At 38.0% G+C, this 21,510-nt stretch carries 23 protein-coding genes; 11 read left to right on the forward strand and 12 right to left on the reverse strand.

What is annotated here, in order from left to right; all coding sequences use genetic code 11:
* Positions 1 to 39: 39 nt before the first annotated feature.
* Positions 40 to 414, forward strand: a complete 375-nt coding sequence (locus I2F31_RS11450) for a diacylglycerol kinase (protein WP_195769708.1) — start codon at positions 40 to 42, stop codon at positions 412 to 414.
* Between the two features lie 153 nt (positions 415 to 567).
* Here I2F31_RS11450 and gap read toward each other — a convergent pair whose 3' ends face one another.
* The 5 genes from gap to tsx all read right to left on the reverse strand — a co-directional run bounded on the left by gap (position 568) and on the right by tsx (position 5,461).
* A complete protein-coding gene (gene gap, locus I2F31_RS11455) occupies positions 568 to 1,566 on the reverse strand; it encodes a type I glyceraldehyde-3-phosphate dehydrogenase (RefSeq protein WP_195769709.1) in 999 nt (332 codons plus the stop codon).
* A gap of 66 nt (positions 1,567 to 1,632) precedes the next feature.
* The gene (locus I2F31_RS11460; RefSeq protein WP_195769710.1) at positions 1,633 to 1,920 is read right to left on the reverse strand and encodes a hypothetical protein; all 288 of its coding nucleotides are present in this window, start codon (positions 1,918 to 1,920) and stop codon (positions 1,633 to 1,635) included.
* Between the two features lie 316 nt (positions 1,921 to 2,236).
* Complete coding sequence (gene rph / locus I2F31_RS11465) at positions 2,237 to 2,953, reverse strand: ribonuclease PH (RefSeq protein WP_195769711.1); 717 nt, start codon at positions 2,951 to 2,953, stop codon at positions 2,237 to 2,239.
* Between the two features lie 306 nt (positions 2,954 to 3,259).
* Entirely contained in the window at positions 3,260 to 4,390 is a 1,131-nt protein-coding gene (locus I2F31_RS11470; protein WP_228285930.1) for a S41 family peptidase, read from the reverse strand.
* A gap of 216 nt (positions 4,391 to 4,606) precedes the next feature.
* Positions 4,607 to 5,461, reverse strand: a complete 855-nt coding sequence (gene tsx / locus I2F31_RS11475; RefSeq protein WP_195769713.1) for a nucleoside-specific channel-forming protein Tsx — start codon at positions 5,459 to 5,461, stop codon at positions 4,607 to 4,609.
* A 375-nt stretch (positions 5,462 to 5,836) separates the two neighbouring features.
* Here tsx and I2F31_RS11480 point away from each other — a divergent pair, with 375 nt between their 5' ends.
* The 3 genes from I2F31_RS11480 (at position 5,837) to I2F31_RS11490 (ending at position 8,340) form a co-directional block, all read left to right on the forward strand.
* The gene (locus I2F31_RS11480; RefSeq protein WP_195769714.1) at positions 5,837 to 6,733 is read left to right on the forward strand and encodes a 5'-methylthioadenosine/S-adenosylhomocysteine nucleosidase; all 897 of its coding nucleotides are present in this window, start codon (positions 5,837 to 5,839) and stop codon (positions 6,731 to 6,733) included.
* Positions 6,734 to 6,752: 19 nt separating this feature from the next.
* The gene (locus I2F31_RS11485) at positions 6,753 to 7,586 is read left to right on the forward strand and encodes a 5'-methylthioadenosine/S-adenosylhomocysteine nucleosidase (protein WP_228285151.1); all 834 of its coding nucleotides are present in this window, start codon (positions 6,753 to 6,755) and stop codon (positions 7,584 to 7,586) included.
* 127 nt (positions 7,587 to 7,713) lie between these two features.
* Positions 7,714 to 8,340: a TetR/AcrR family transcriptional regulator gene (locus I2F31_RS11490; protein WP_195769716.1), complete on the forward strand. Its 627-nt coding sequence runs from the start codon at positions 7,714 to 7,716 to the stop codon at positions 8,338 to 8,340.
* A 49-nt stretch (positions 8,341 to 8,389) separates the two neighbouring features.
* Here the strand turns inward: I2F31_RS11490 and I2F31_RS11495 are convergent, their stop codons facing one another.
* Positions 8,390 to 9,007, reverse strand: coding sequence for a thiol:disulfide interchange protein DsbA/DsbL (locus I2F31_RS11495; RefSeq protein ID WP_195769717.1), 618 nt, complete (start codon positions 9,005 to 9,007; stop codon positions 8,390 to 8,392).
* Between the two features lie 180 nt (positions 9,008 to 9,187).
* Here I2F31_RS11495 and ubiG point away from each other — a divergent pair, with 180 nt between their 5' ends.
* The 4 genes from ubiG (at position 9,188) to I2F31_RS11515 (ending at position 11,911) form a co-directional block, all read left to right on the forward strand.
* Entirely contained in the window at positions 9,188 to 9,904 is a 717-nt protein-coding gene (gene ubiG, locus I2F31_RS11500; protein WP_195769718.1) for a bifunctional 2-polyprenyl-6-hydroxyphenol methylase/3-demethylubiquinol 3-O-methyltransferase UbiG, read from the forward strand.
* On the forward strand, positions 9,901 to 10,566 hold the full coding sequence (locus tag I2F31_RS11505; protein WP_195769719.1) for an HAD family hydrolase: 666 nt from the start codon (positions 9,901 to 9,903) through the stop codon (positions 10,564 to 10,566). The genes ubiG and I2F31_RS11505 overlap by 4 nt, the downstream gene beginning before the upstream one ends.
* 22 nt (positions 10,567 to 10,588) lie before the next feature.
* On the forward strand, positions 10,589 to 11,335 hold the full coding sequence (locus tag I2F31_RS11510) for a YciK family oxidoreductase (protein ID WP_195769720.1): 747 nt from the start codon (positions 10,589 to 10,591) through the stop codon (positions 11,333 to 11,335).
* A 129-nt stretch (positions 11,336 to 11,464) separates the two neighbouring features.
* The gene (locus I2F31_RS11515) at positions 11,465 to 11,911 is read left to right on the forward strand and encodes an RcnB family protein (RefSeq protein ID WP_228285148.1); all 447 of its coding nucleotides are present in this window, start codon (positions 11,465 to 11,467) and stop codon (positions 11,909 to 11,911) included.
* A gap of 9 nt (positions 11,912 to 11,920) precedes the next feature.
* On the opposite strand, the gene I2F31_RS11520 is transcribed toward I2F31_RS11515, so the two are convergent.
* From I2F31_RS11520 to ribF, 4 genes are read right to left on the reverse strand one after another with little or no spacing between them, the layout of a single operon-like run.
* Positions 11,921 to 12,403 (reverse strand): FKBP-type peptidyl-prolyl cis-trans isomerase, encoded by a 483-nt coding sequence (locus tag I2F31_RS11520; RefSeq protein ID WP_195773913.1) that lies wholly within the window; start codon positions 12,401 to 12,403, stop codon positions 11,921 to 11,923.
* Positions 12,396 to 12,926 carry a signal peptidase II gene (gene lspA, locus I2F31_RS11525; RefSeq protein WP_195769722.1) on the reverse strand — a complete coding sequence of 177 codons (531 nt, stop codon included), beginning with the start codon at positions 12,924 to 12,926 and terminating at the stop codon, positions 12,396 to 12,398. The genes I2F31_RS11520 and lspA overlap by 8 nt, the downstream gene beginning before the upstream one ends.
* Positions 12,919 to 15,756, reverse strand: a complete 2,838-nt coding sequence (gene ileS, locus I2F31_RS11530; RefSeq protein ID WP_195769723.1) for an isoleucine--tRNA ligase — start codon at positions 15,754 to 15,756, stop codon at positions 12,919 to 12,921. Before ileS ends, lspA begins: the two co-directional genes overlap by 8 nt.
* A gap of 56 nt (positions 15,757 to 15,812) precedes the next feature.
* The gene (gene ribF, locus I2F31_RS11535) at positions 15,813 to 16,814 is read right to left on the reverse strand and encodes a bifunctional riboflavin kinase/FAD synthetase (RefSeq protein WP_195769724.1); all 1,002 of its coding nucleotides are present in this window, start codon (positions 16,812 to 16,814) and stop codon (positions 15,813 to 15,815) included.
* 346 nt (positions 16,815 to 17,160) lie between these two features.
* Here ribF and I2F31_RS11540 point away from each other — a divergent pair, with 346 nt between their 5' ends.
* Both I2F31_RS11540 and I2F31_RS11545 read left to right on the forward strand, forming a co-directional pair.
* Positions 17,161 to 17,562: a cytidine deaminase gene (locus I2F31_RS11540; RefSeq protein WP_195769725.1), complete on the forward strand. Its 402-nt coding sequence runs from the start codon at positions 17,161 to 17,163 to the stop codon at positions 17,560 to 17,562.
* 18 nt (positions 17,563 to 17,580) lie between these two features.
* On the forward strand, positions 17,581 to 18,084 hold the full coding sequence (locus tag I2F31_RS11545; protein WP_213014880.1) for a GNAT family N-acetyltransferase: 504 nt from the start codon (positions 17,581 to 17,583) through the stop codon (positions 18,082 to 18,084).
* A 156-nt stretch (positions 18,085 to 18,240) separates the two neighbouring features.
* Here the strand turns inward: I2F31_RS11545 and I2F31_RS11550 are convergent, their stop codons facing one another.
* Complete coding sequence (locus tag I2F31_RS11550; protein WP_195769726.1) at positions 18,241 to 18,852, reverse strand: TetR/AcrR family transcriptional regulator; 612 nt, start codon at positions 18,850 to 18,852, stop codon at positions 18,241 to 18,243.
* Between the two features lie 455 nt (positions 18,853 to 19,307).
* Complete coding sequence (gene argA / locus I2F31_RS11555; protein ID WP_195769727.1) at positions 19,308 to 20,672, reverse strand: amino-acid N-acetyltransferase; 1,365 nt, start codon at positions 20,670 to 20,672, stop codon at positions 19,308 to 19,310.
* A gap of 144 nt (positions 20,673 to 20,816) precedes the next feature.
* On the opposite strand from argA, the gene I2F31_RS11560 reads away from it, so the two are divergent.
* Positions 20,817 to 21,485, forward strand: coding sequence for a DUF1345 domain-containing protein (locus I2F31_RS11560; RefSeq protein WP_195769728.1), 669 nt, complete (start codon positions 20,817 to 20,819; stop codon positions 21,483 to 21,485).
* The last annotated feature ends 25 nt before the right edge of the window (positions 21,486 to 21,510 follow it).

Below are 21,510 nucleotides of genomic sequence, written 5' to 3' on the forward strand. Positions count from 1 at the left end.
TATGATGCTAGGCACTTGCTATCAACGACTGTGCTTATTATGAGTCAATACTCTCCTCTTAAAGGTCAAACAGGACTAAAACGCATTTTTAATGCCTTCAACTATTCAATGTCTGGCTTTAAGTCTGCATTTAAAAATGAAGCTGCATTTCGACAAATTATTTATCTAAATTTAATTTTATTACCTATCAGTTGCATACTAGATATTTCTAAAATTGAGCATATTTTACTGATTATTGTGGGCTTATTGGCCATTATTGTAGAGCTTCTCAATTCAGCGATTGAAGCTGTGGTAGATCGTATTTCACTCGACAGACACCCCCTTGCAAAAATTGCTAAAGATATGGGCAGTGCGGCTCAGTTTGTGGCACTGAGCATTATTGCAGTGACTTGGGTCGTTATTGTCTTCCTGTAAGTCATATATCAATCATTCATACTGTATTTAGCTATTAAACCGATGGCTTACTCTTCGCTTTGAACCTGCATTTTGCTGAAGGTAAGTGACTACTGCAATAAAAAAGGCCAGTACACACTTTGGTGTACTGGCCTTTAAACTTTTCAGTTTAGATTATTTTGCAACAACTTGAATTGTATCGATCAAACGATTAGAGAAGCCCCATTCGTTGTCGTACCAGCTTGTTACTTTAAGGAATTTACCACCCATAAGATTCGTTAATTCAGCATCAAAAATTGAAGATGCAGGGTTTTTAATGATGTCAGAAGACACAATTTCATCTTCTGTATACGCAAGTACACCCTTCATTTCGTTTTCAGCCGCTTGTTTAACGACAGCTTTTACTTCTTCAATTGTGGTTTCTTTTTTCAGGTTCAATGTAAGGTCAACCATAGAACCTGTAATTACAGGTACACGTACTGCATAACCGTCAAGCTTACCTTTCAATTCAGGAATAACAAGACCGATTGCTTTTGCTGCACCTGTAGATGTTGGCACCATGTTTTGTGCTGCACAACGTGCACGACGCATGTCTTTGTGTGGTGAGTCTTGTAGGTTTTGGTCTTGCGTGTATGCATGAATGGTTGTCATTAAACCACTTTCAATACCAAAGTTATCATTCAATACTTTAGCAAGTGGTGCTAAACAGTTTGTTGTACATGACGCATTTGACACGATGTTATGTTTTTCTGAGTCATATAAGTGTTGGTTTACACCATGAACAATCGTCAAATCTACGTCAGATGCTGGTGCAGAAATAACAACTTTCTTCGCACCTGCTTTTAAATGTTTTGATGCAGCAGGACCACTTACAAATACACCAGTAGACTCTAAAACAACATCAATTTCTAATTCTTTCCAAGGTAAGTTTTCTGGATCGCGCTCTTGGTATACAGCGATTTTTTTGTCGCCAATAAAGATTGCATTTTCTTCAAAACGCACAGCTTCAGGGAAGTTACCAAATGCTGTGTCATATTTTAATAAGTGTGCGAGTTGCTTTACCGAACCAAGATCGTTAATTGCAACGACATTAATTTCATTTTGCTTTGCTTGTAACGCACGCACAAAACTACGTCCGATACGGCCAAATCCGTTAATAGCAACATTAATCATTTTATACTCACCTTTTAAAGTAAAAGTCCATCTTCTTTAATATATTTGATACTTCGGTACAGCAATTTAAGGTCTAGATGTTAACCAATCTACAACCTGTTTGTTTAAGCCCCAAGATGCCCAAGGAGACTCATCTTCTTTGACTGCAACAACAAATACTTTATCATCAAAATCTAGTTTTAAATAATTTTTAATGTAGTCACGTACTTTCTTGGCATCTGGATGAATCGTATTTACAACCCAAAAATTATGGGCAATTTTTTGACAATGCCCTTTAGAAACGATGTGAATCGCATCTTCTACACGTCCAAAGTTTGCATCATCTGTTTCAAACATAATCGTATAATATGACATGCCCGACTCCATTTCCCTTTCCAAGTAGCGTAATGCTTAAATTAATCTTATTTCAAAACTACATTGATCAATCACGTTTAAAGTACCTTATTAACTCACCACTCCAAATCAAATACGACATTAGTATACATATTTAAATACGGTGTCTGTGTTACGCATTTACAATCTAGATTATCATGTACTTACCATACCTAAATTAGCACAAAACGTATTTGTACGTATATATTTTAGTGCAATCAAATTTTAATAGGCTTATTCAAGCCCATAAAAAAACCAGTGTCTTCACACTGGTTTTTTGAAACGCAGATTAAATATCTTACCAACCTAACGCTTCTTGTTGTTTTTTAATTAGATTTTTAATGCCTTGCTCTGCAAGCTCAAGCATTTGGTTTGACTGCTCACGAGTAAACGGTTTATCTTCAGCAGTGCCTTGAATTTCAATAAACTCACCACTTTGGGTCATAACGACATTTAAATCTGTTTGACAGTTTGAATCTTCTTCATAACATAAGTCTAACAAAGCTTGATCTTGGTAAATACCAACAGAAATGGCAGCAATTAAACCTTTGAGTGGATCTTGCTTGATTCTTTTGTTTTCAATGAGCGTATTGACTGCATCTACGAGTGCAATTGCTGCTCCAGTAATAGACGCTGTACGTGTACCACCATCGGCTTGAATGACATCACAGTCAATTGTAATGGTATTTTCACCCAGTTTTTTTAAGTCAACCATGGCACGTAGACTACGGCCAATTAAGCGTTGAATTTCCTGTGTACGGCCACTTTGTTTGCCACGTGCAGCTTCACGATCAGAACGTGTATGTGTTGAACGAGGTAGCATACCGTATTCAGCAGTAATCCAGCCCTGACCTTTTCCTTTTAAAAAACGTGGTACATTGTGTTCTACACTCGCAGTACACAATACTTTGGTATGACCAAATTCAATAAGTACTGAACCTTCTGCATAGCGAGTGTATTGACGGGTAATTTTAACATCACGCAACTGATCTGCTGTTCGTTGGTCAATACGCATAACCAAGTGTCCTTATGTCATATATAAAAATCATTAGTCAAGATTGTAACAGATTTTTATGGCATTTTTATGCCATAAACTGCTTACGGCTCAGATGTAACCAAGTTGAAAAGTGTAACCTAAAATGTAGATTCATTAAATAATACAATAATTTAAGTTTTTGTAAGCACTTTATTATCAAGTGCTTTATTTATAGTACAAGCATGAAAATCATACAGAATAACTTTTCCCAAAAGCCCATAAAAAAGTAACGCAACAATATCTAATACTTGGATTTTACACGAAGATGTTGTATCAAATGAATATTTATTTTATATTCTCTAAATAACTCTGCGCCAACTTTACTTCATTGTCATATGCCTGTTGGTCTACTGGTTTGGGTAGTTTAATAGAGGGTGGAATACCAATATTATCAATTTCTTGGCCTGCACGGCGGTGTACATACGTTGTTGCATACCAGACATACAACTTTTTAGACGGTGTTTGTTTTTCTCTGATGTTAGAAGCATCTAGTTCGCCATAAGTATTTTGTCCCATGGTCACTACTCTTGGATTTTGCCTTACAGATTTAACAAATTCTTCACCTGAACTACCGCAATTTTCATCAGTTAAAACTACAACTTTTATAGGGTTTGCCAACACATCCTTTTTAGTAATTTTCTCTGAAAGTAAGGTGGTATCATCTTCTGTCATATAGACCCAACCATTTTTTTTAGATTGCATTTTTTTAATAATGGCACCGAGCTGTGCTTTTAATTCTTCATCTGGAATACTGTTTTGAATATCTTTGTATGCTTGAATATTGGCAGGTGAAATATAAATTTGGGGTACTTCACTCCAATACTCAGCCTCTCCTAGAAGTTTAAATAATGGCTCAGCGGCATCATCAAACCCACCTCCATTTTTCCGTAGATCTAAAATTAAGTATTTTGCATGTAAAATATTATCTTGGTTATTCGCAATTAAGCTTTCTAATTGTTTTTTCACAGAGAGCCCAAAAGAAGGAATAGCAATATAAGAGGTGAATTCTGATAATTTCTGAGTAGTAACTAAATCTTCTTTTTTAGGCACCATACTTTCTTGCAATTCATTCATAGAAGAGGCTTTTTGTAAGCCGATATGTCCTTTACGAATTGCATTTAAAAAGGGTTTTGAAATATTTCTACACTCTTGGATAGAGTTAACACCAGTTACTTTTTCTTTTTGAGACTCTAAAATTTTTTGAATATTTTCAGGATACGACTTCCAATTTTTCCCTTTTATTCCCGCATCGTTATCTAACAAGAATTGAGCAGTAAAATTAAGATCTTGTAAACATTCTGCAGGTGTCATGGCCATAAAGTCATCTTTTGCATGGGTCATCTGACTTAACATAAATGAAGTTATAATTAAGGGTAGAGTTTTTAAAGTATGTGTCTTTTTAAAGTATTTAAGCATCTACTGTTTACCTAATTTTTATATTAATAACTTATTTATCAAGGAATCACTCAAAGGATGGGATGGTGAAACCACTTAATTCCTTATACAGCGAACAATACTAATATTGCCTACTCGTATTTTGTAATTTTCACTTAATATGTATTTTTAATAGTTTCAAGATACCATCGGATCAGGCAGTGCAGCGAGTACCGCACCACCCTTTAAAACAATCAATTAAAACTTATAACCTAGGCCAATGTAGTAGCCCCAACCTGTGCTGTTCTGAGCAAAATCACTGCCCCAGTTATTCATTGCACCATCTTTAAATTGGCTACCGTTATGGAAATAACGTGCGGCTGTGTAAGCACGGAAATTTTTCAAGTTATAAGAAAAAATATGCGTAGATACCAATGCCTCATTAGTACGTGTATTACCACCAGTCTTTGTACCTAACTTAGAACCAAAATCATAGTTTGAGAATGTGAAGTAATTAATATTACCTCCATTTGAGAAACTATAAATTGGGTAAAAGAATTGTACCTGTAAACGCCCGCCATCATTTGATGTATAGGCATTGGCCGCGCCATAGTTTTCCCACTGCTGGCGTGTGTAAATATTTACATTCATTCCCAATTTGGTGTGGGTATCAATTGAAGTTCCTAGACCGTAGTACAACGTATTTTGACGAGTCAGTACATTATTACCCGCATCGAGTATCCAGTCTGCTGCTACAAACCAATCTTTAAATGGGCCAACAGACAAATCTTTACCCGTTAAACGATTCAAAGAAAGTTTAGGCTGATGTTCCATAAACATAAACGATGTGTTTTTATCTTTATCCCAAACACCATTAATATTGTCATTACCACCAAAATATTTTGGCGCATCGAAATAACCATACCAGTCGATTGGGCCTGTTTGCCCCATATACTCTAGCTCTAAATAAGCATTTTCAACTTTTTTGGGGCTGAATTTAATATTATTACTGTAAATTCCCCATAGTGTTGCGTCCATACCCGCAGTTGCCTGCCCCATGCCACAAAATGTTGCTGTGGCAGCTAAAACACAGCTCATTAATTTGGTTGACATTATATAATGTTCTCCTAAATCACAATTATTATTACAAAGCGATAAACAGCAAATAGAACCACACTCATTTTAGTAAGCAATTTATATGCCACTGGCAATTTGGCTAAATGAATGTAAAATCACATGAATGTTAAAATTAAGTGTCTATTTTATTTCATTTATATGAAAAAATGTTAATTTTATATACGGGTTTTAAACGATTATTGTGTCATGAGTGATCAAAATATAGTTTTTTTACTTGGTAAAATGAATTTGTCATTCAAGAACAATGTTTAAAGCCAAAACTTGACCAAGTACCCACCTGTTTTACACACACACTTTGGCACATTGATTGCTTGAAAGTGACGAGTTGATATATTAATTACGGTAGATGATATGAAGAAAATTTTGACCTTCTTTATGGCATGTTTGCTATGTAGTAGCGTATTTGCACATAAAATTGATGCAACATCACGTACAGCAATTGTCTGTGCTTTTCAGCCTGAAATTCCTGAGCTTTTAGCTGCACTGAAAGACTCTAAGCAACATGTGGTTAATCGCACTGTGTTTTATACAGGCAAAATTGGTGATAAAGACGTCGTACTATTTTTATCTGGCATGTCTATGGTCAATGCAGCGATGACGACACAAATGGCTTTAGATCATTTTAATGTTAAAAATATTGTGTTCTCTGGCATTGCAGGTGGTGTAAACCCTGCGCTAAGTATTGGCGATGTATCTGTACCAGATCAATGGGGGCAGTACTTAGAAAGCATTATGGCACGTGAAGTAAACGGTAAATTTGTTGCCCCTGGCTTTTTAAAAACACCTTACCCTAACTTTGGCATGATGTACCCACAAGACGTGCAAATTGCCAATGGCACAGCAGCACCTGAAGAAAAATTTTGGTTTAAAGTCGATGCAAACTTACTGGCTCAAGCAAAAATCATTTTAGCCAAACCAGAGCTTGACCGTTGTACTACAGATAAACACTGCCTAAGCCACAACCCTAAAGTGATTTTTGGTGGAAATGGTGTGTCTGGACAATCTTTCATGGACAATGCAGCCCTTCGCCAATTTGCCTCAGATACTTTTAAAGCCAATGTCGTGGATATGGAATCAGCAGCCATTGGACACGTTGCTTATGTAAATAGTGTGCCATTTATCGTATTCCGTTCAGTCTCTGACCTTGCAGGTGGTGGTGCAGGCGAAAATGAAGAAGGAACTTTCTTTGCACTGGCTGCAAAAAACTCATCTCAACTCGTCATTCAATACGTAAAAGCTTTACAATAACTTACTTTTAGGAGTTCTTCTGATGTTTAAAACTGTATTTAAGTCAGTTGTGCTTTCAAGTGCATTAATCGCTGCTGTACAAGTACATGCAGCAACTACAAAACAAGCCCCTGTTGTTATTCAAGGTGCCTTAGATATTGAAACTGATCGTATGATCAGCCAACTCAAAGGTGTAAAAACAAAAACCTACGGTGGTTGGCAGTTCTGGGAAGGCACATATCAAGGCTACCCAATTGTGATTTCTCGTACACTGATGGGTATGTCAAATGTTGCAGCAGCAACCACTTTAGCCATTGAGCACTACCACCCTAAAGCCATTATCAACCAAGGTACAGCGGGTGGTCACGACCCTGAATTGAAAGTATTTGATATTGTACTGGGTAAAGAGTCTGAAAATATTGGTGCATTTATTACCGACAAAAAAGCATTGGGTGAAGGCTCTAACTCACTCACATGGCATAAATCATTTAATTTGTTGCCAAAAAACAATACACCTGAAGAAGAAAGCCGTCACTTACGTTTTGAAGGTGACCCAAAACTCTTAGCTGCAGCAAACAGCCTTAAATCTAGCTATACACAAGGTAAAGTGGTTGAAGGTGTGATTGGTTCAGCAGATGTGTGGAATAATGAGTTAGACCGTATTCAATACTTCCACCAAAACTACAAAACCTCTGTAGAAGAAATGGAAACAGCATCAGCGGCACAAGTGGCTTCACTGTATAAAGTGCCATTTTTAGGTATTCGTGTACTTTCAAACAACTTAACCAACAATGGTAACTATAATCCTGGTACGGGTGCTGCCTGCCAAGACTACGTCTTGAATGTTGCCAAAGCCTACTTAGCACAAAAATAATCTGATTTTTTTATGGCCTTTGTCATAAACAAGGGTCATACTCTCCTCTAAGCCTTATATCGTTTCATGTAAGGACACTTACATTTTTATATTTTACGATTGAAAGTAAACTATGGATTAATGCAACATGTCGATACGTGCTGAACGAAAAATTCAAAATAAACAAAAAATTATCGATCACGTGCTACTGCTCAGCTATGAGGGTCAACCCTTTTACAATATTAGCTTTAGACAAATTGCCCAAGCCGTCGGTTTAGTACCAAGTGCGATTTATCGTTACTTCCCCAACAAAGACTTACTCGCTCAAGCCACAATAGACCAAGTGGGTGTCTTTATTAAAAGTGGGTTGTTTCAATCACGTGCACGTTTTATGACCCACACTGAGGAAAACAGTGAAGCTCGATTAGCGATGTTTTTTAAATCTGTTGAGGAACATGCGCTGTATTGGCATTTTTTTGTCTCTGAACGCTGGGGAGGCTACCCTATTTTAGAAAACTGTATTGAGCACGATGTAGATGACCTATCTAATGACCTCATGCTCGATGTTAAACGCTTAGAATATTACAAACTATGTGAAGATCCTGTACTCAAAACCTATACAGACCTGCTATTTGAATTATCTATGGTATGGTCAAAACAATGGATTAAATTACATAAAATAAATACGCAAATGACCGAAGAAAAACGTTTGTTTTTACATTCTTGCTTTAAAAAGTTTGTTTTTCTCAAACAAGCACTCATTACACCATCATAAAAAAGATGTATCTTTATATGCAAAGATACATCTCTAAAACGACCATGTATTACTTCGCTTTACGTTCTTTTTCAATCAGGTAATTTAGTACCTGTGTCACTTTACCATCTTCACCCTGAATCATATATTTACCATTCACAATCACAGCAGGCACACCTGTTAATTGGTACTGTTGAGCCAATTTATTTGACTCAGCCACTTGTGTACTTACAGCAAATGAGTTGTATGCATTATTAAACTGGCTTTCAGATACACCATATTTAGTAAAGAATTTTGCAGCAGACGCTTGGTCAAAAATTTGTTGATTATCTACATGAATGGCATGCATCAGTGGTAAATGCGTTTTTTGACGCACATTTAACAACTCAGACGCATAGTAAGTGCGAGCACCAGACTCCCAAACAGGGTTCATCGCCGCAGGAGTACGTAAGAATGTCACATCTTTTGGCATCGATTTTAACCATGTTTGCATATGCGGTTCTAATTTAAAGCAGTGCGGGCAACCATACCAAAAAAACTCACGAACCAAGATTTTACCGCCTGTTACAGGACTTGGGTTTTTTAATACCGTATAGTCTTTACCTGCAACAAATTGTTCTGCGGCCATTGCATGTACAGAAAAAGCCATCACTGTTGCGGCAAATCCGTGAATAATAAATTTTTTCATAATGTCCTGTATATCCTACTCAAATCATATGCTCAGCCTATAGATTACCCTCTTATTCAAAAATATTCATGCCTAAAACGTCTTGTTTGTGTGAAGTTTTTTTTATCTGATATCACTTTTTTAGCAATACACGCTACACTAGAAAATATAAAATAAAAGATCACGGATTAAGGTATAGATATGTCAGCATTCAATGTAGATAAACAAGAAATTGCCAAATTTGAAGCACTTGCAGAAAAATGGTGGGATCAAACGTCAGAGTTTCGCCCACTGCATGAAATTAATCCATTACGTTTAAACTGGATTAACCAACATGCACAAGGCTTACAAGGTAAAAAAGTACTAGATGTTGGCTGTGGCGGTGGCATTCTCTCTGAAAGCATGGCAAGAATTGGGGCAGATGTTTTAGGCATAGACATGGGTGAAGCACCGCTTAATGTTGCTCGTCTACATGCACAGAAAGAATCTGTAAACAATATCGAATACCAACAAATTCCAGTAGAAGAATTGGCTAAAACCCATGCAGGACAATACGATGTCGTGACGTGTATGGAAATGTTAGAGCATGTGCCAGACCCTGCATCAATTATTAAAGCCTGTCAGCAATTGGTTAAACCCGGTGGTCACGTCTTTTTTTCTACCATTAACCGTAACCCCAAGTCTTATTTGTTTGCCATTATTGGTGCAGAATACATTTTAAGACTACTGCCAAAAGGCACTCATGACTACCATAAGTTCATTCGTCCAAATGAACTAAAACAAGACATTCAAGCTGCAAACCTCACCTTTAAACACAGCATTGGCCTGCACTATAACCCAATCACTAAATATTATTGGCTTGCGCCAAATGTTGACGTCAACTACATGGTACATACCCAGCGTGAGGAACAACAATGAAAGCAGTTTTATTTGACCTAGATGGCACGCTCATAGACACGGCGGCAGACTTCATTCGCATTATTCAAGCCATGTGCAACGCTGAAAATAAACCTGTCATTGATGCACAGGCCATACGTGCACAAGTTTCTGAAGGGGCTAGAGCCATGTTGCAACTGGCCTACCCAGATATTTCCCCACAAGATGAGAAATTCACATACTATCGACAGCAATTTCTAAATGAATATGAAAATAATATTGCGGTAGAAAGTTGTTTATTTGACGGTATGCCTGAGCTATTGGCCATGCTTGAAGAAAAAAATATTCCTTGGGGTATTGTGACCAATAAGCCTAGATATTTGTCTGAACGTCTACTTCAAGCACTCAAATTAGATCAACGCTGTGCTGTTTTGGTCTGCCCTGAAGATGTCAAACAGACTAAACCAGACCCTGAACCAATGTTTTTAGCAGCCAAACAGATTCAGATCGATGCCAAAGATATTATCTATGTGGGTGACCACCCAAGAGATATCGATGCAGGACGAGCAGCCAATATGTACACCATCCTTGCAGCGTATGGCTATTTACCGCATGCTCACAAAGATGACCTTAACGCATGGCATGCCGATGCGATTGTTCATGATGTAGACACACTACAACAAGAAATAATCAAACACATTTAAGCACATACAGGGAGATGTTTTTATGCCACACACCACATATCAAGCAGCACCCGACTTACTTAAAGGTAAAATTATTTTAGTCACAGGTGCAAGTGACGGTATTGGTCGTACAGCAGCCATTAGTTACGCATTGCATGGTGCAACCGTGGTACTACATGGCCGTACACTCAATAAACTTGAAGTCATTTATGATGACATTGAAAACTTAGGTGCTCCACAACCCGCCATTTTACCCCTACAACTTTCAAGTGCATCTGTACGTGACTATGAAGCACTTTACAACACACTAGAACAGCAATTCGGTCGGCTTGATGGCATCTTACATAATGCAGGACTTTTAGGTGAACGCGTCCCTTTAGCAAACTACGACCTCGAAACGTGGGACGAAGTCATGGCAGTGAACCTTAAAGCACCGTTTGCACTCACACAGGCACTCCTACCACTGCTCGAAAAGTCAGACGATGCCTCTGTTATTTTTACCAGTTCAGGTGTTGGACGTGAAGCACGTGGCTTATGGGGTGCTTATTCAGTATCTAAATTTGGCATTGAAGCACTCAGTCAAATTTTTGCACAAGAAAATCAACACCCACACATCCGTTTTAACTGCATTAACCCCGGTGCAACACGTACTGCCATGCGAGCTAAGGCATTTCCAAATGAAGATCCTCTTAGCCTCCCTACAGCAGAAAAACTTATGCCAAGCTATTTATATTTGATGGGTAAAGACAGCAAAGCAGTGAATGGTCAAAGTATAAATGCACAAGCATAATCTAAAGAGCATAAGATTTATATTCTATTAAATCAATGCCCTTATGATCTCCACAATTTCTTGCTAATTTTATAGGAAAAATGCACTACACTAGCGTTTAATAAATCATCTCTTTTTTGAGTGTGCCCGATGAAAAAACGCTTTTACCTGGTCACATGTACTTTAAACTTGTTCGTGACAACACTTACATTTGCAGGCCCTGGAGGGGGTGGTGGCGGTATGCCTGGCGGTGGAGGCTTTGGTGGTGGTATGTCTGGTGGTGGCTTTAGCGGTGGTGCTGACCGTATGTCAGGTGGACGTAGTATGAACATTGGCTCAGGCTTTGGTAATAATGATGATTTATTTGATGACTTACAAGAGCGCAGACGAGCGAGAGAGGAACGAGGCTTCCAGCGCTTAAAACAACTGAAATGGAAAACAGGTTATACCATTCCTCAGCACTACCGTAGCGATCGCTACAAAGTAAATGGTTTAGGGTATAACCTTCCACAAGCTCAAAGTACACAACAGTGGTATAAAATTAACAGTGACTTTGTATTGGTCGATGCCAACAACGTCATTATAGATGTACGTTAATATATATAATTACGCCAGTTGTATGGCTTGCTGACCACTTGGGGTGACTTTAAATACTTCCACGGCAAAGGTAATATTTTTACCTGCTAATGGATGGTTAAAGTCTACTTCTGTAACATCTGCATTCACAGATTTCACCACACCAAACACACCGGCTTTGGCTTTATCTTCAAACTCAATAATATGCCCTTCAACTGGCAGATCTTCAAATTTCACGGTATCAAAGCGTTGCACATTGTCAGGGTTCCAAACCCCAAAAGCATCTTCTGGTGGCAAATGCACTGTACGGCGATCACCTGCTTTTAGGCCCAAAAGTGCCTTTTCAAAACCTGGCAACAAGTTACCATCACCCATCACCAATTGCACAGGTGCATCATGTTGCCGTGTATTATCAATTTCAACGCCATTTTCAAGTGCGACAGAAAAATGTAGTCGAACCGCACTGCCCTGTTCAATGCGCACTTCTTCATTTGGATAAATGACATTAGTCATGCTTATGGCCTGCTTGACGCTTTTTCTCTAAAAAGAAAGTGTCTACCAATAATAAAATTGTACCTAAAGTAATCGCACTGTCTGCAATATTAAAGGCAGGGAAGTTGTAACTTTCGTAGTACACATGAATAAAATCAACCACATAACCTAAAGTCACACGGTCAATTAAATTACCAATGGCACCACCTAAAATTAGAGCAATGGCCGCAGGCAATACATAGATGCCTTTTGGCATACGCATAAGCCAGTATACAAACACAACAGAAACGAGTCCTGCTAAGCCCGTAAAAATATAACGTTGCCAACCACCTGCATCTGATAAAAAGCTAAAAGCAGCCCCATAATTATGCAATAAAGTCCAGTTCAGCAAAGGTACAACATGTTGCGGGTCAGCATAGTTTAGGTGCTGACTCGCAATGGATTTTGTCCATTGATCAATTGCAATGGCAAGGACAGACAGTCCAAGCCATAGCATATTTGACACATGAAACTTTAGTTTTGGCTTCACTTGTGAGTTAGGCATATTTTCTCTCTTCACCTGCACCATCAATATTGACAATACAACGAGAGCATAAACCAAGATGGTTTACATGTGTATTTACGTCTGGTAACACATGCCAGCAACGAGCACACTTTTCACCATCTGCACTGGTCACTGCCACACGTAAGCCTTGAACTTCAGTGGCCTCACCTTCGTTTTCTGACCATGCATGTACTTCTACTTGCGAGGTAATTAAAACAAAGCGTAATTCATTTTCTAAACGATTGAGTAGCGCTTCTAGCTCAGGCGTTGCCCACAACGTTACTTTTGCAGATAAATTACCACCTACCGCTTTGGCATTACGTGCCACTTCAATTTGCTTATTCACCGCAGACTTCACTGCAATCAGTTGTTGCCAATCTTGCTCAGACAACACATTCGATGCCACTTTTGGTAAGTCATACCATTGTTCTGTAAAGACATATTCTTCCGTCTGTTCAGGAATTAATGGCCATGCTTCTTGTGCCGTAAAGCTCAAGATTGGACTCATCCAACGTACAAAAGCTTGAACAATATGATACAACGCGGTTTGTGCTGAATGACGTGCTTGTGAATCTGCTTTCGTCGTATATTGACGGTCTTTAATGATGTCTAAGTAAAAACCACCTAAGTCATTAATACAAAAATTCGTGAGTGCACTACATACCGCATGGAAGTTCATTTCAGCATACGATGCCGTAATGCTGTTTTGCACTTCATTGGCACGCTGTAAAATATATTGATCCAACGAAATCAGCTGGTCGACAGGCAATAAGTCTGTGCTTGGCTGAAAGCCTTTTAAGTTTGCTAACAAGAAACGCAATGTATTACGAATACGGCGATAACTGTCGCTTACACGGTTAAATACTTCTTTAGAGGCGGCAATTTCATAGCGATAATCACTTGAAGCCACATATAAACGCAGACCATCTGCACCCAACTGCTTGGTAATTTCCTCTAAAGGAATATAGTTACCTAGCGATTTAGACAATTTACGCCCTTTTTCATCCACCGTAAAACCATGCGTCAATAGCGTTTTATACGGTGCACGACCATGTATCGCTATAGATGTCAGTAGTGAAGATTGGAACCAACCACGGTGTTGATCTGAGCCTTCTAAGTACAAATCCGCAGGGCTTTCTAATTCAGCACGTTGCTCAAGCACTGCATAATGTGTTGTACCAGAGTCAAACCATACGTCGAGTGTGTCACGTACAGCATTATACTCAGCAGCATCCTCACCTAAGAAGTCTTTTGGCTCACGGTTAAACCATGCATCAATGCCTTCTTTTTCAATCAACTGTGCCACTTCTTCAATCAATTCAGCGGTACGTGGGTGCAATTCATTGGTGTCTTTATGCACAAAAAATGGAATTGGCACACCCCATGTACGCTGTCTAGAAATACACCAATCTGGGCGACCGTCAATCATCGACTCAATACGGTTTTTACCCCAGTTCGGAATAAACTCAATCTCATTTTCAATTGAATTTAATGCCGCTTGACGTAGGCCTTGCTGATCCATGCTAATAAACCATTGTGGCGTTGCACGGAAAATAATTGGTGTTTTATGACGCCAGCAATGTGGATAGCTGTGACGAATAGGTACATGCGCCCATAAACGATGGTTTTCCGCCAAAGCTGCAATAATTTTTGGATTGGCTTTATAAATATGTTCGCCTGCAAATAATGGGGATGTTGGTAAATACACACCATTTCCACCCACAGGGTTATCTACAGGTAAACCATACTGTAAACCAACTTTATAGTCGTCTACACCATGGCCAGGAGCGGTATGTACTGCACCCGTACCACTGGTTGCAATAACATGCTCACCTAAAATAATTGGTACTTGGCGCTCAGCAATTAATGGGTGCTGTAATAATAATTTTTCGAGTTTATCACCTAAAAAGTCTGCCAAAACAACAGGGTTTTCTAAGCCATAACGCTCACATGCAGACGCAACAAGGTCTTTAGCCAATACTAAGTTATGTAGCCCACGCTCTGTTTGCACTTGAACCAATTGGTATTCAATTTGTGCATGCACTGCCACGGCTTGGTTTGCAGGCATTGTCCACGGCGTGGTGGTCCAAATCACCATATCGGTTGGATTGGTCACCGCTAGACCCAAACGCTCAGACAAAGCAGCTAAGTCAACAATACCAAAACCAACATCTATCGCATCTGATTTTTTGTCTTCATACTCAACTTCTGCTTCTGCCAATGCAGAACCACAATCTAAACACCAGTTGACTGGCTTTAAGCCCGGCTGAATGTGGCCATTTTTTTGAATTAAACCCACTGCACGCACAATATTGGCTTCTTGCTTAAAGTCCATAGTGAGGTATGGATTATCCCAATCCCCTAAAATACCTAAACGCTTGAAGTCATTACGCTGTATATCTACTTGTTTTAAAGCGTACTCACGGCAATGTTTTCGGAAGGTTGCAGCATCAACTTTCTGCCCCACTTTACCTACTTTTTCTTCAACTTTTAGTTCAATCGGTAAGCCGTGGCAGTCCCAACCTGGTACATATGGTGCATCGAAGCCATCTAAAGTTTTGCTTTTAACAATAATGTCTTTTAACACTTTATTGACCACGTGGCCTAAATGGATTTGACCATTGGCATACGGAGGGCCATCATGCAAAATATATTTTTTCTTGCCAATACGAGACTCGCGAATTCGCTGATAAATGTTGTCTGCATACCATTCTTGCAACCATTTGATTTCACGTACCGCAAGGTTCGCTTTCATTGCAAACTCTGTGCCTGGTAAGTTTAATGTGGCTTTATAGTCCACGACATTTTCAGGATTTTGCTTATCGCTCATGCAAGTGACTTCCAGTGTTTCAGAGTATTTAAACTCGTTGTACTTCAAAATAAAAATTAATGAAAAGGAAAACGTGTGTTCTGAGTACGATATTGTCGTAACTGCAAAACATCATCATGAATTCCTGCTTTTAATGCTTCAAATGACGGATATTTACGCTCACCGTGTAAATAGTGCAAAAAAGTGACACGCATCAATAAACCATACAGGTTAGCAGAAACATCAGGAAAATGTACCTCTAACCGCCATTGTGGCTGTTTTTGCTGAATGGCAGGGCGTGTACCTAAATTGGCAGCCCCAAATAATGTCTGTGGCTGGTAGCCTAGTATGCCTTGTGTTCCGCCCGCTTTAACTACGTTTTCAGGCAAAGACTGTGTTTCACAACTCACATCAACGCCATAAATCCCTTTTAAACACGGTTTATGTCGTTTCAATGCCACATTAATGGTTGGAAAATCCAATGTACGGCCGAGTTTATCACCATGTTGTACTCGCCCAATCATACTATAAGGTCGCCCTAATAGCTGTGCGGCCAGTTGCAAATCGCCAGCTTGTAAGGTTTCACGAATACGTGTAGAACTTACCCGCTCACCATTTAAAACCACTGTTGCAAGGTTGTCTACAAAAAAACCTTGCTGGCGTAAAAACTTGGTGTTTCCTTGACGATTCTTACCAAAATGAAAATCATCACCTAACACTAAAGTGTCTGTATTGAGTTTTTCTTTTAAAACCAAAGTGAAATCAGTTGCCGTTTGATGGCGTAAAAAATCATCAAATCGAGCAACAATAATATAATCTATACCCAACTCTTGCAAATAGGTCACTTTTTCGCGTAGAGAGGAAATTCTAGGCGGTGCTTCGTCAGCATAAAGTGCTTCAAGCGGTTGTGGCTCAAACAACATAACGAGGGTTTTTAGTTGCTTCTCTTGAGCCACAACTTTTAACTGCTTAATCATGGCCTGATGCCCTAAATGCACACCATCAAAGTTACCAATCGTCACTGCGGTCTTGGGTAAATTGAGTTGCTGTGTTGCTGCATTTAAGCGAAGTAATTTCATAGATCAGTCAATAATGCTTATCTGTTTAAGTGGCTATTTTGCCATATTCTCAATCATGGGTGTTATTGTTGTTTGTGTAAAATCACGTTTTATCTACCATGGCTTAGCATCTTTATTAAATGACCATTTTTGCTTAAATTAGACATAAAATGATCTACATACTCAAAACTTCAACATACAAAGGGAATGTATATGCTTTAAGTACTAAAAAATACATACCTATCAGCAAATACATAATTAAAATTTTTGCGAAAGGTCTATTGTATAAACATGTTTTAAGATCTAAAAAATAAGTCATCAATCATAAACATTACACATTCACTCACACAATAAATTGGGGCATACCATGCAACAACAACTACTTCAAACAGCATTGGACTTTTTGTCATTACGCTATCCCAAAGGCTCAGGAGGCATTGCTACACTTGCAACCGAAAGTGGTAAGATTCTCACCAGTGTCGCACCTGATGTAAAAAATGATGCATTGTCTGTATGTATGGAAATGGGTGCTTGTTTAGAGGCGCATAAAATCAATGAAAAAGTCACACATTCTTTATGTATTTATAGAGAATCGGAACATTCTCAAATTTTATTCTTAACCCCTTGTGGTATTTGCCAAGAAAGGTTGGCTCATTGGGGTGGAGACGTTCAAGTGGCTGTAAGTACATCTGACAATAGATTATGCTTTAAACCACTTCGTGAGCTCATGCCATATCATTGGTCTATCGTAAATGGCGTAGCACTTTAATACTGTAGATTTTTATTTATGATACTTTCTTATCATCAGCTATTTTCTGAAAACAGTGCAGACATTGCCCAACTTCAATCCGTTTATAATGCATCTACAGATTACTTTCAAATCGTCTTAGGGAAGCTACCCAACAATGATGCAATAGATCAAGATTTACTTGCCGTTCCACAAGGCTGTTCACTCGATGCAAAATTTTTTTATGGTATCTATGAAAAAACACAAATGATTGGATGTTTAGATTTGATTCGTGGCTATCCCAATGAAAACACTATATTTATTGGATTACTATTATTTATAACTGCTCGCCAAGGTTTAGGCTATGGCCCTCAAGCACTAGAATTCGTTATTCAAAAAGCGATTCAATGGAATTGTCCGCAATTACGTATTGCCATTGTTCAATCAAATATAAAAGCAATTTCATTTTGGTTAAGAGAAGGTTTTGTCGAAATTTACCGTAAAGACTCACAAGAGTTTATTGCACCTATCATTGTGATGGAGCGATCGCTCAATGCAAACTAAACATACAACTAAGGCCGTTAGAAAAACCCTTTAAGTGACGTTTCCAATATAGATTGTTTACACGTCCCCATCGGAAGAGACTAAATATATAAGTTGGGTTATTCACTATTTATATATTATGAGCAGGCTTTCACCTGCAACAATTTAAACCTTTCTTTATCTAGCAAGTGCACCATGTAATAATAAATGCACATTATTTTTAATGGCAGCCTGATTAAATGAACGATTACGCAGTGTTTTTCCAGTCAGCACCTCAAATTGCGTATCAAAATCAGCATAGCTTTGTGTGACTGACCATAAATTCATAATAAATAGTTCAGGAGCTATATCAGTTGCTATCTTACCCTGAGCCTGCCACTCAGCAATCACTTTCACCTTACGTCTAAAATACTTTTTAATCGAACCTTTTAAAATGGTTTGAATATAAGGTGCACCTTGAATAATCTCTAAAGCAAATAACTTAGATGCTTTCGGATTTACACGAGAAAACTCTAATTTACTTTCAATATACTTGGTTAGCATTTCTTCAGGATTTTCATCAACATTTAGCATTTCCATAGACTCTAGCCACTTCTGTAATACAGATGTCAGCACCTCTATATACAATGCTTCTTTATTTGAAAAATAATAGAAGATATTAGATTTATGCATGTCTGAACGTTTGGCAATTTCATCTAAGCTTGCGCCAGTAAATCCATACACACAAAAAACATCTAATGCCGCATTTAAAAGCTGATGACGCTTTTGCGTACTTTTTTTAAGTTCCATAATAACAATCAATCAGAAAATTCTAATCATAGATTTTAGATCAATTAGTTTTAATTGTGCATTGAATTTACTTGATTTTTTCATTAAAAAATCAAGTAACCACCATCGTTTTTCTCTATTTAGACCAAATTAGAGCGAAGCAATCCAGCTTAAAACCACAAAATATGGTTCAAATTTATAATCATTGCCATCAGATAAAATTCTTTTCATTTTAAAATCAGCGAACTGTTATAACCAATTGAAAAGATATTATATTTCCTATCATACGCAGTGGTTTGTTTTATCTTTTTAGTAAAAGCCCTAATCATATGAGATCAAAAGCTCACAATTATCTTTAAGTAAAATATCGTGAAACCATCTCACCCTTCATACAGCCAGTAATACCGAAAGTGTGCTACCCTGCCTCTGTCATTAGCACGTGTATGTATTTTTTAATGGTTTCACTATATTGCTTGTTAGGCGATAGCAGGCACAGTTTTTTTGAATACCTGTGAATTACGCTGGTAGTTATATAACTGTTGTCGACTACTTGGTAAATCATCAACACTCGCCTGTACAAAGCCTTGTTCTAAAAACCAATGAGCTGTTCTTGTAGTTAATACAAATATATATTCAATGCCTAAATGCTGTGCTTTTTGCTCTAGAAAAGCCAAAATTTGTTGCCCTCGATTCGATTTTCGATAACTAGGATGAACAGCAACACATGCGATTTCAGCACTCTTTATTTCATTCTTTTGAATATCCATCGGATATAAGGCAGCACAAGCCAAAATCGTCCCATCACGCTCAATCACAGCAAATTGATCAATCTCATGTTCTAAACGCTCTCTAGAACGATAAACCAATATACCTTGTTCTTCTAAAGGTTTTAACAGCTCCATCAAACCACCCACATCATGAATGGTAGCCGTACGTACCTGCTCATAATGTGCATCTGTGATCATTGTTCCCATACCATCTCGGGTAAACAGCTCTTGAATTAATGCTCCATCATAAGAAAAAGGCAATAAATGCACACGTTGCACACCATTTAAAGCAGCCTCCTTTGCACTTTTTAATAATAAAGACAGCTGTGGATCAACTTCACTTTTATGCTCAATGTAATCATCTAACACATGTGGAGAAATTTCTCGCAATAAATGACCTTGCTTATGTCTTAAACCATCCTGACTACATAAAAAAATCAATTTATCTGCATTTAAAGCAATCGCTGTTTTTGTTGCGACCTCTTGAGAAAGCAAGTTAAAAACTTCTCCCGTTGTGGAATAACCCATCGGACCAAGCAAAATAATATTATTTTTTTCAAGTAAGCTATGAATACATGCCGTATCTACAGTACGCACTTCACCACTTAAATGGAAATCTATTCCATCATGAATGCCAAAAGGCTTCGCTGTAATAAAATTTCCAGAGACTACATCAATTTTTGCACCAAACATTGGGGAGTTGGCAAGCCCCATCGACAATAATGCTTCAATATATAAGCGAGATGCACCTACAGCACTCATCACCTCGGCCAGAGCCTCTCGTGTTGTTACTCTACGATTTAAATATGTACGTGTTTCAATTCCTTGTTTTGCAATCGCATCATCTATTTGCTCTCGTGCGCCATGTACCAAAACCAAACGAATACCAAGTGAATGTAACAACGCAATATCATGAATAATATGATGAAAACCTTCTTGTTTTAATGCAGCACCTTCAAACAAAATTACAAAGGTTTTGTTGCGATGGGCATTAATATAAGGTGCAGAGTGACGAAACCAGTGTAAATAGTCTTGTGTACGAAGTGTCTGTATTTCTTGTTGATTTGTGGACATCTATTAACCTATTTACCCAAATTCTGTCATGATTATTTTAGAACAAAATAACGTGATTAGGCAGCTATTATATTCTTATACCAAACAATTCACTCTCATTTAAGCTTAATCGCTACATACTAGGCAAAATAACAAGGAGTATTTATGAGCTATTTCAAAAGAATTTACTTTGGCATTATTCACCATCCTCGATTTTACACTATGATTCCTGTCGGTTTAATCATTGCTTTGATCTTAAATATGGTCATTGATTGGAAATGGTCTACAGTTACGCTCATTAGTTGGAATATTGCTGTCATTTTTTATTTAGTTTGTAGCTTTATTCAACTTAAGGGGAATGAACAACAACATATTGTTCGTCGCGCTAAAAAGCAAGATGAAGGAAAATGGACTATTTTATTATTGGTATTTATTGCCTTAATCATGTGCTTATGTGCAATTTTAGTCAATTTGTCGCATATTCCAAGCCAGCCAGATATTAAGTATGCTCGAGTTGCACTGTCTATTTTTACAATTATAAGTACATGGTTTTTTGTACATACAATTTTTGCAATTCACTATGCACACGACTTTTATGTTGCCTACCAAAAACAACAAGACACAGGTTTAGAATTTCCGAAAACAGAAAAACCAACTTACTCAGACTTCATCTATTTTAGCTATGTTATAGGTACAGCATCGCAGACAGCAGACGTATCGCTTACAAGTTCACGTATGAGACGTTTTAATACGTTGCATTTGTTGTTGGCGTTTGCGTATAACACCTTAATTTTAGCAATTTGTATAAATATAGCGGCAAGTTTACTGAGTTAGGAATATGTATTTTGATGAAGGATAT

This window comes from Acinetobacter rathckeae, from assembly GCF_015627125.1.
Taxonomy (GTDB): Bacteria; Pseudomonadota; Gammaproteobacteria; order Pseudomonadales; family Moraxellaceae; genus Acinetobacter; species Acinetobacter rathckeae.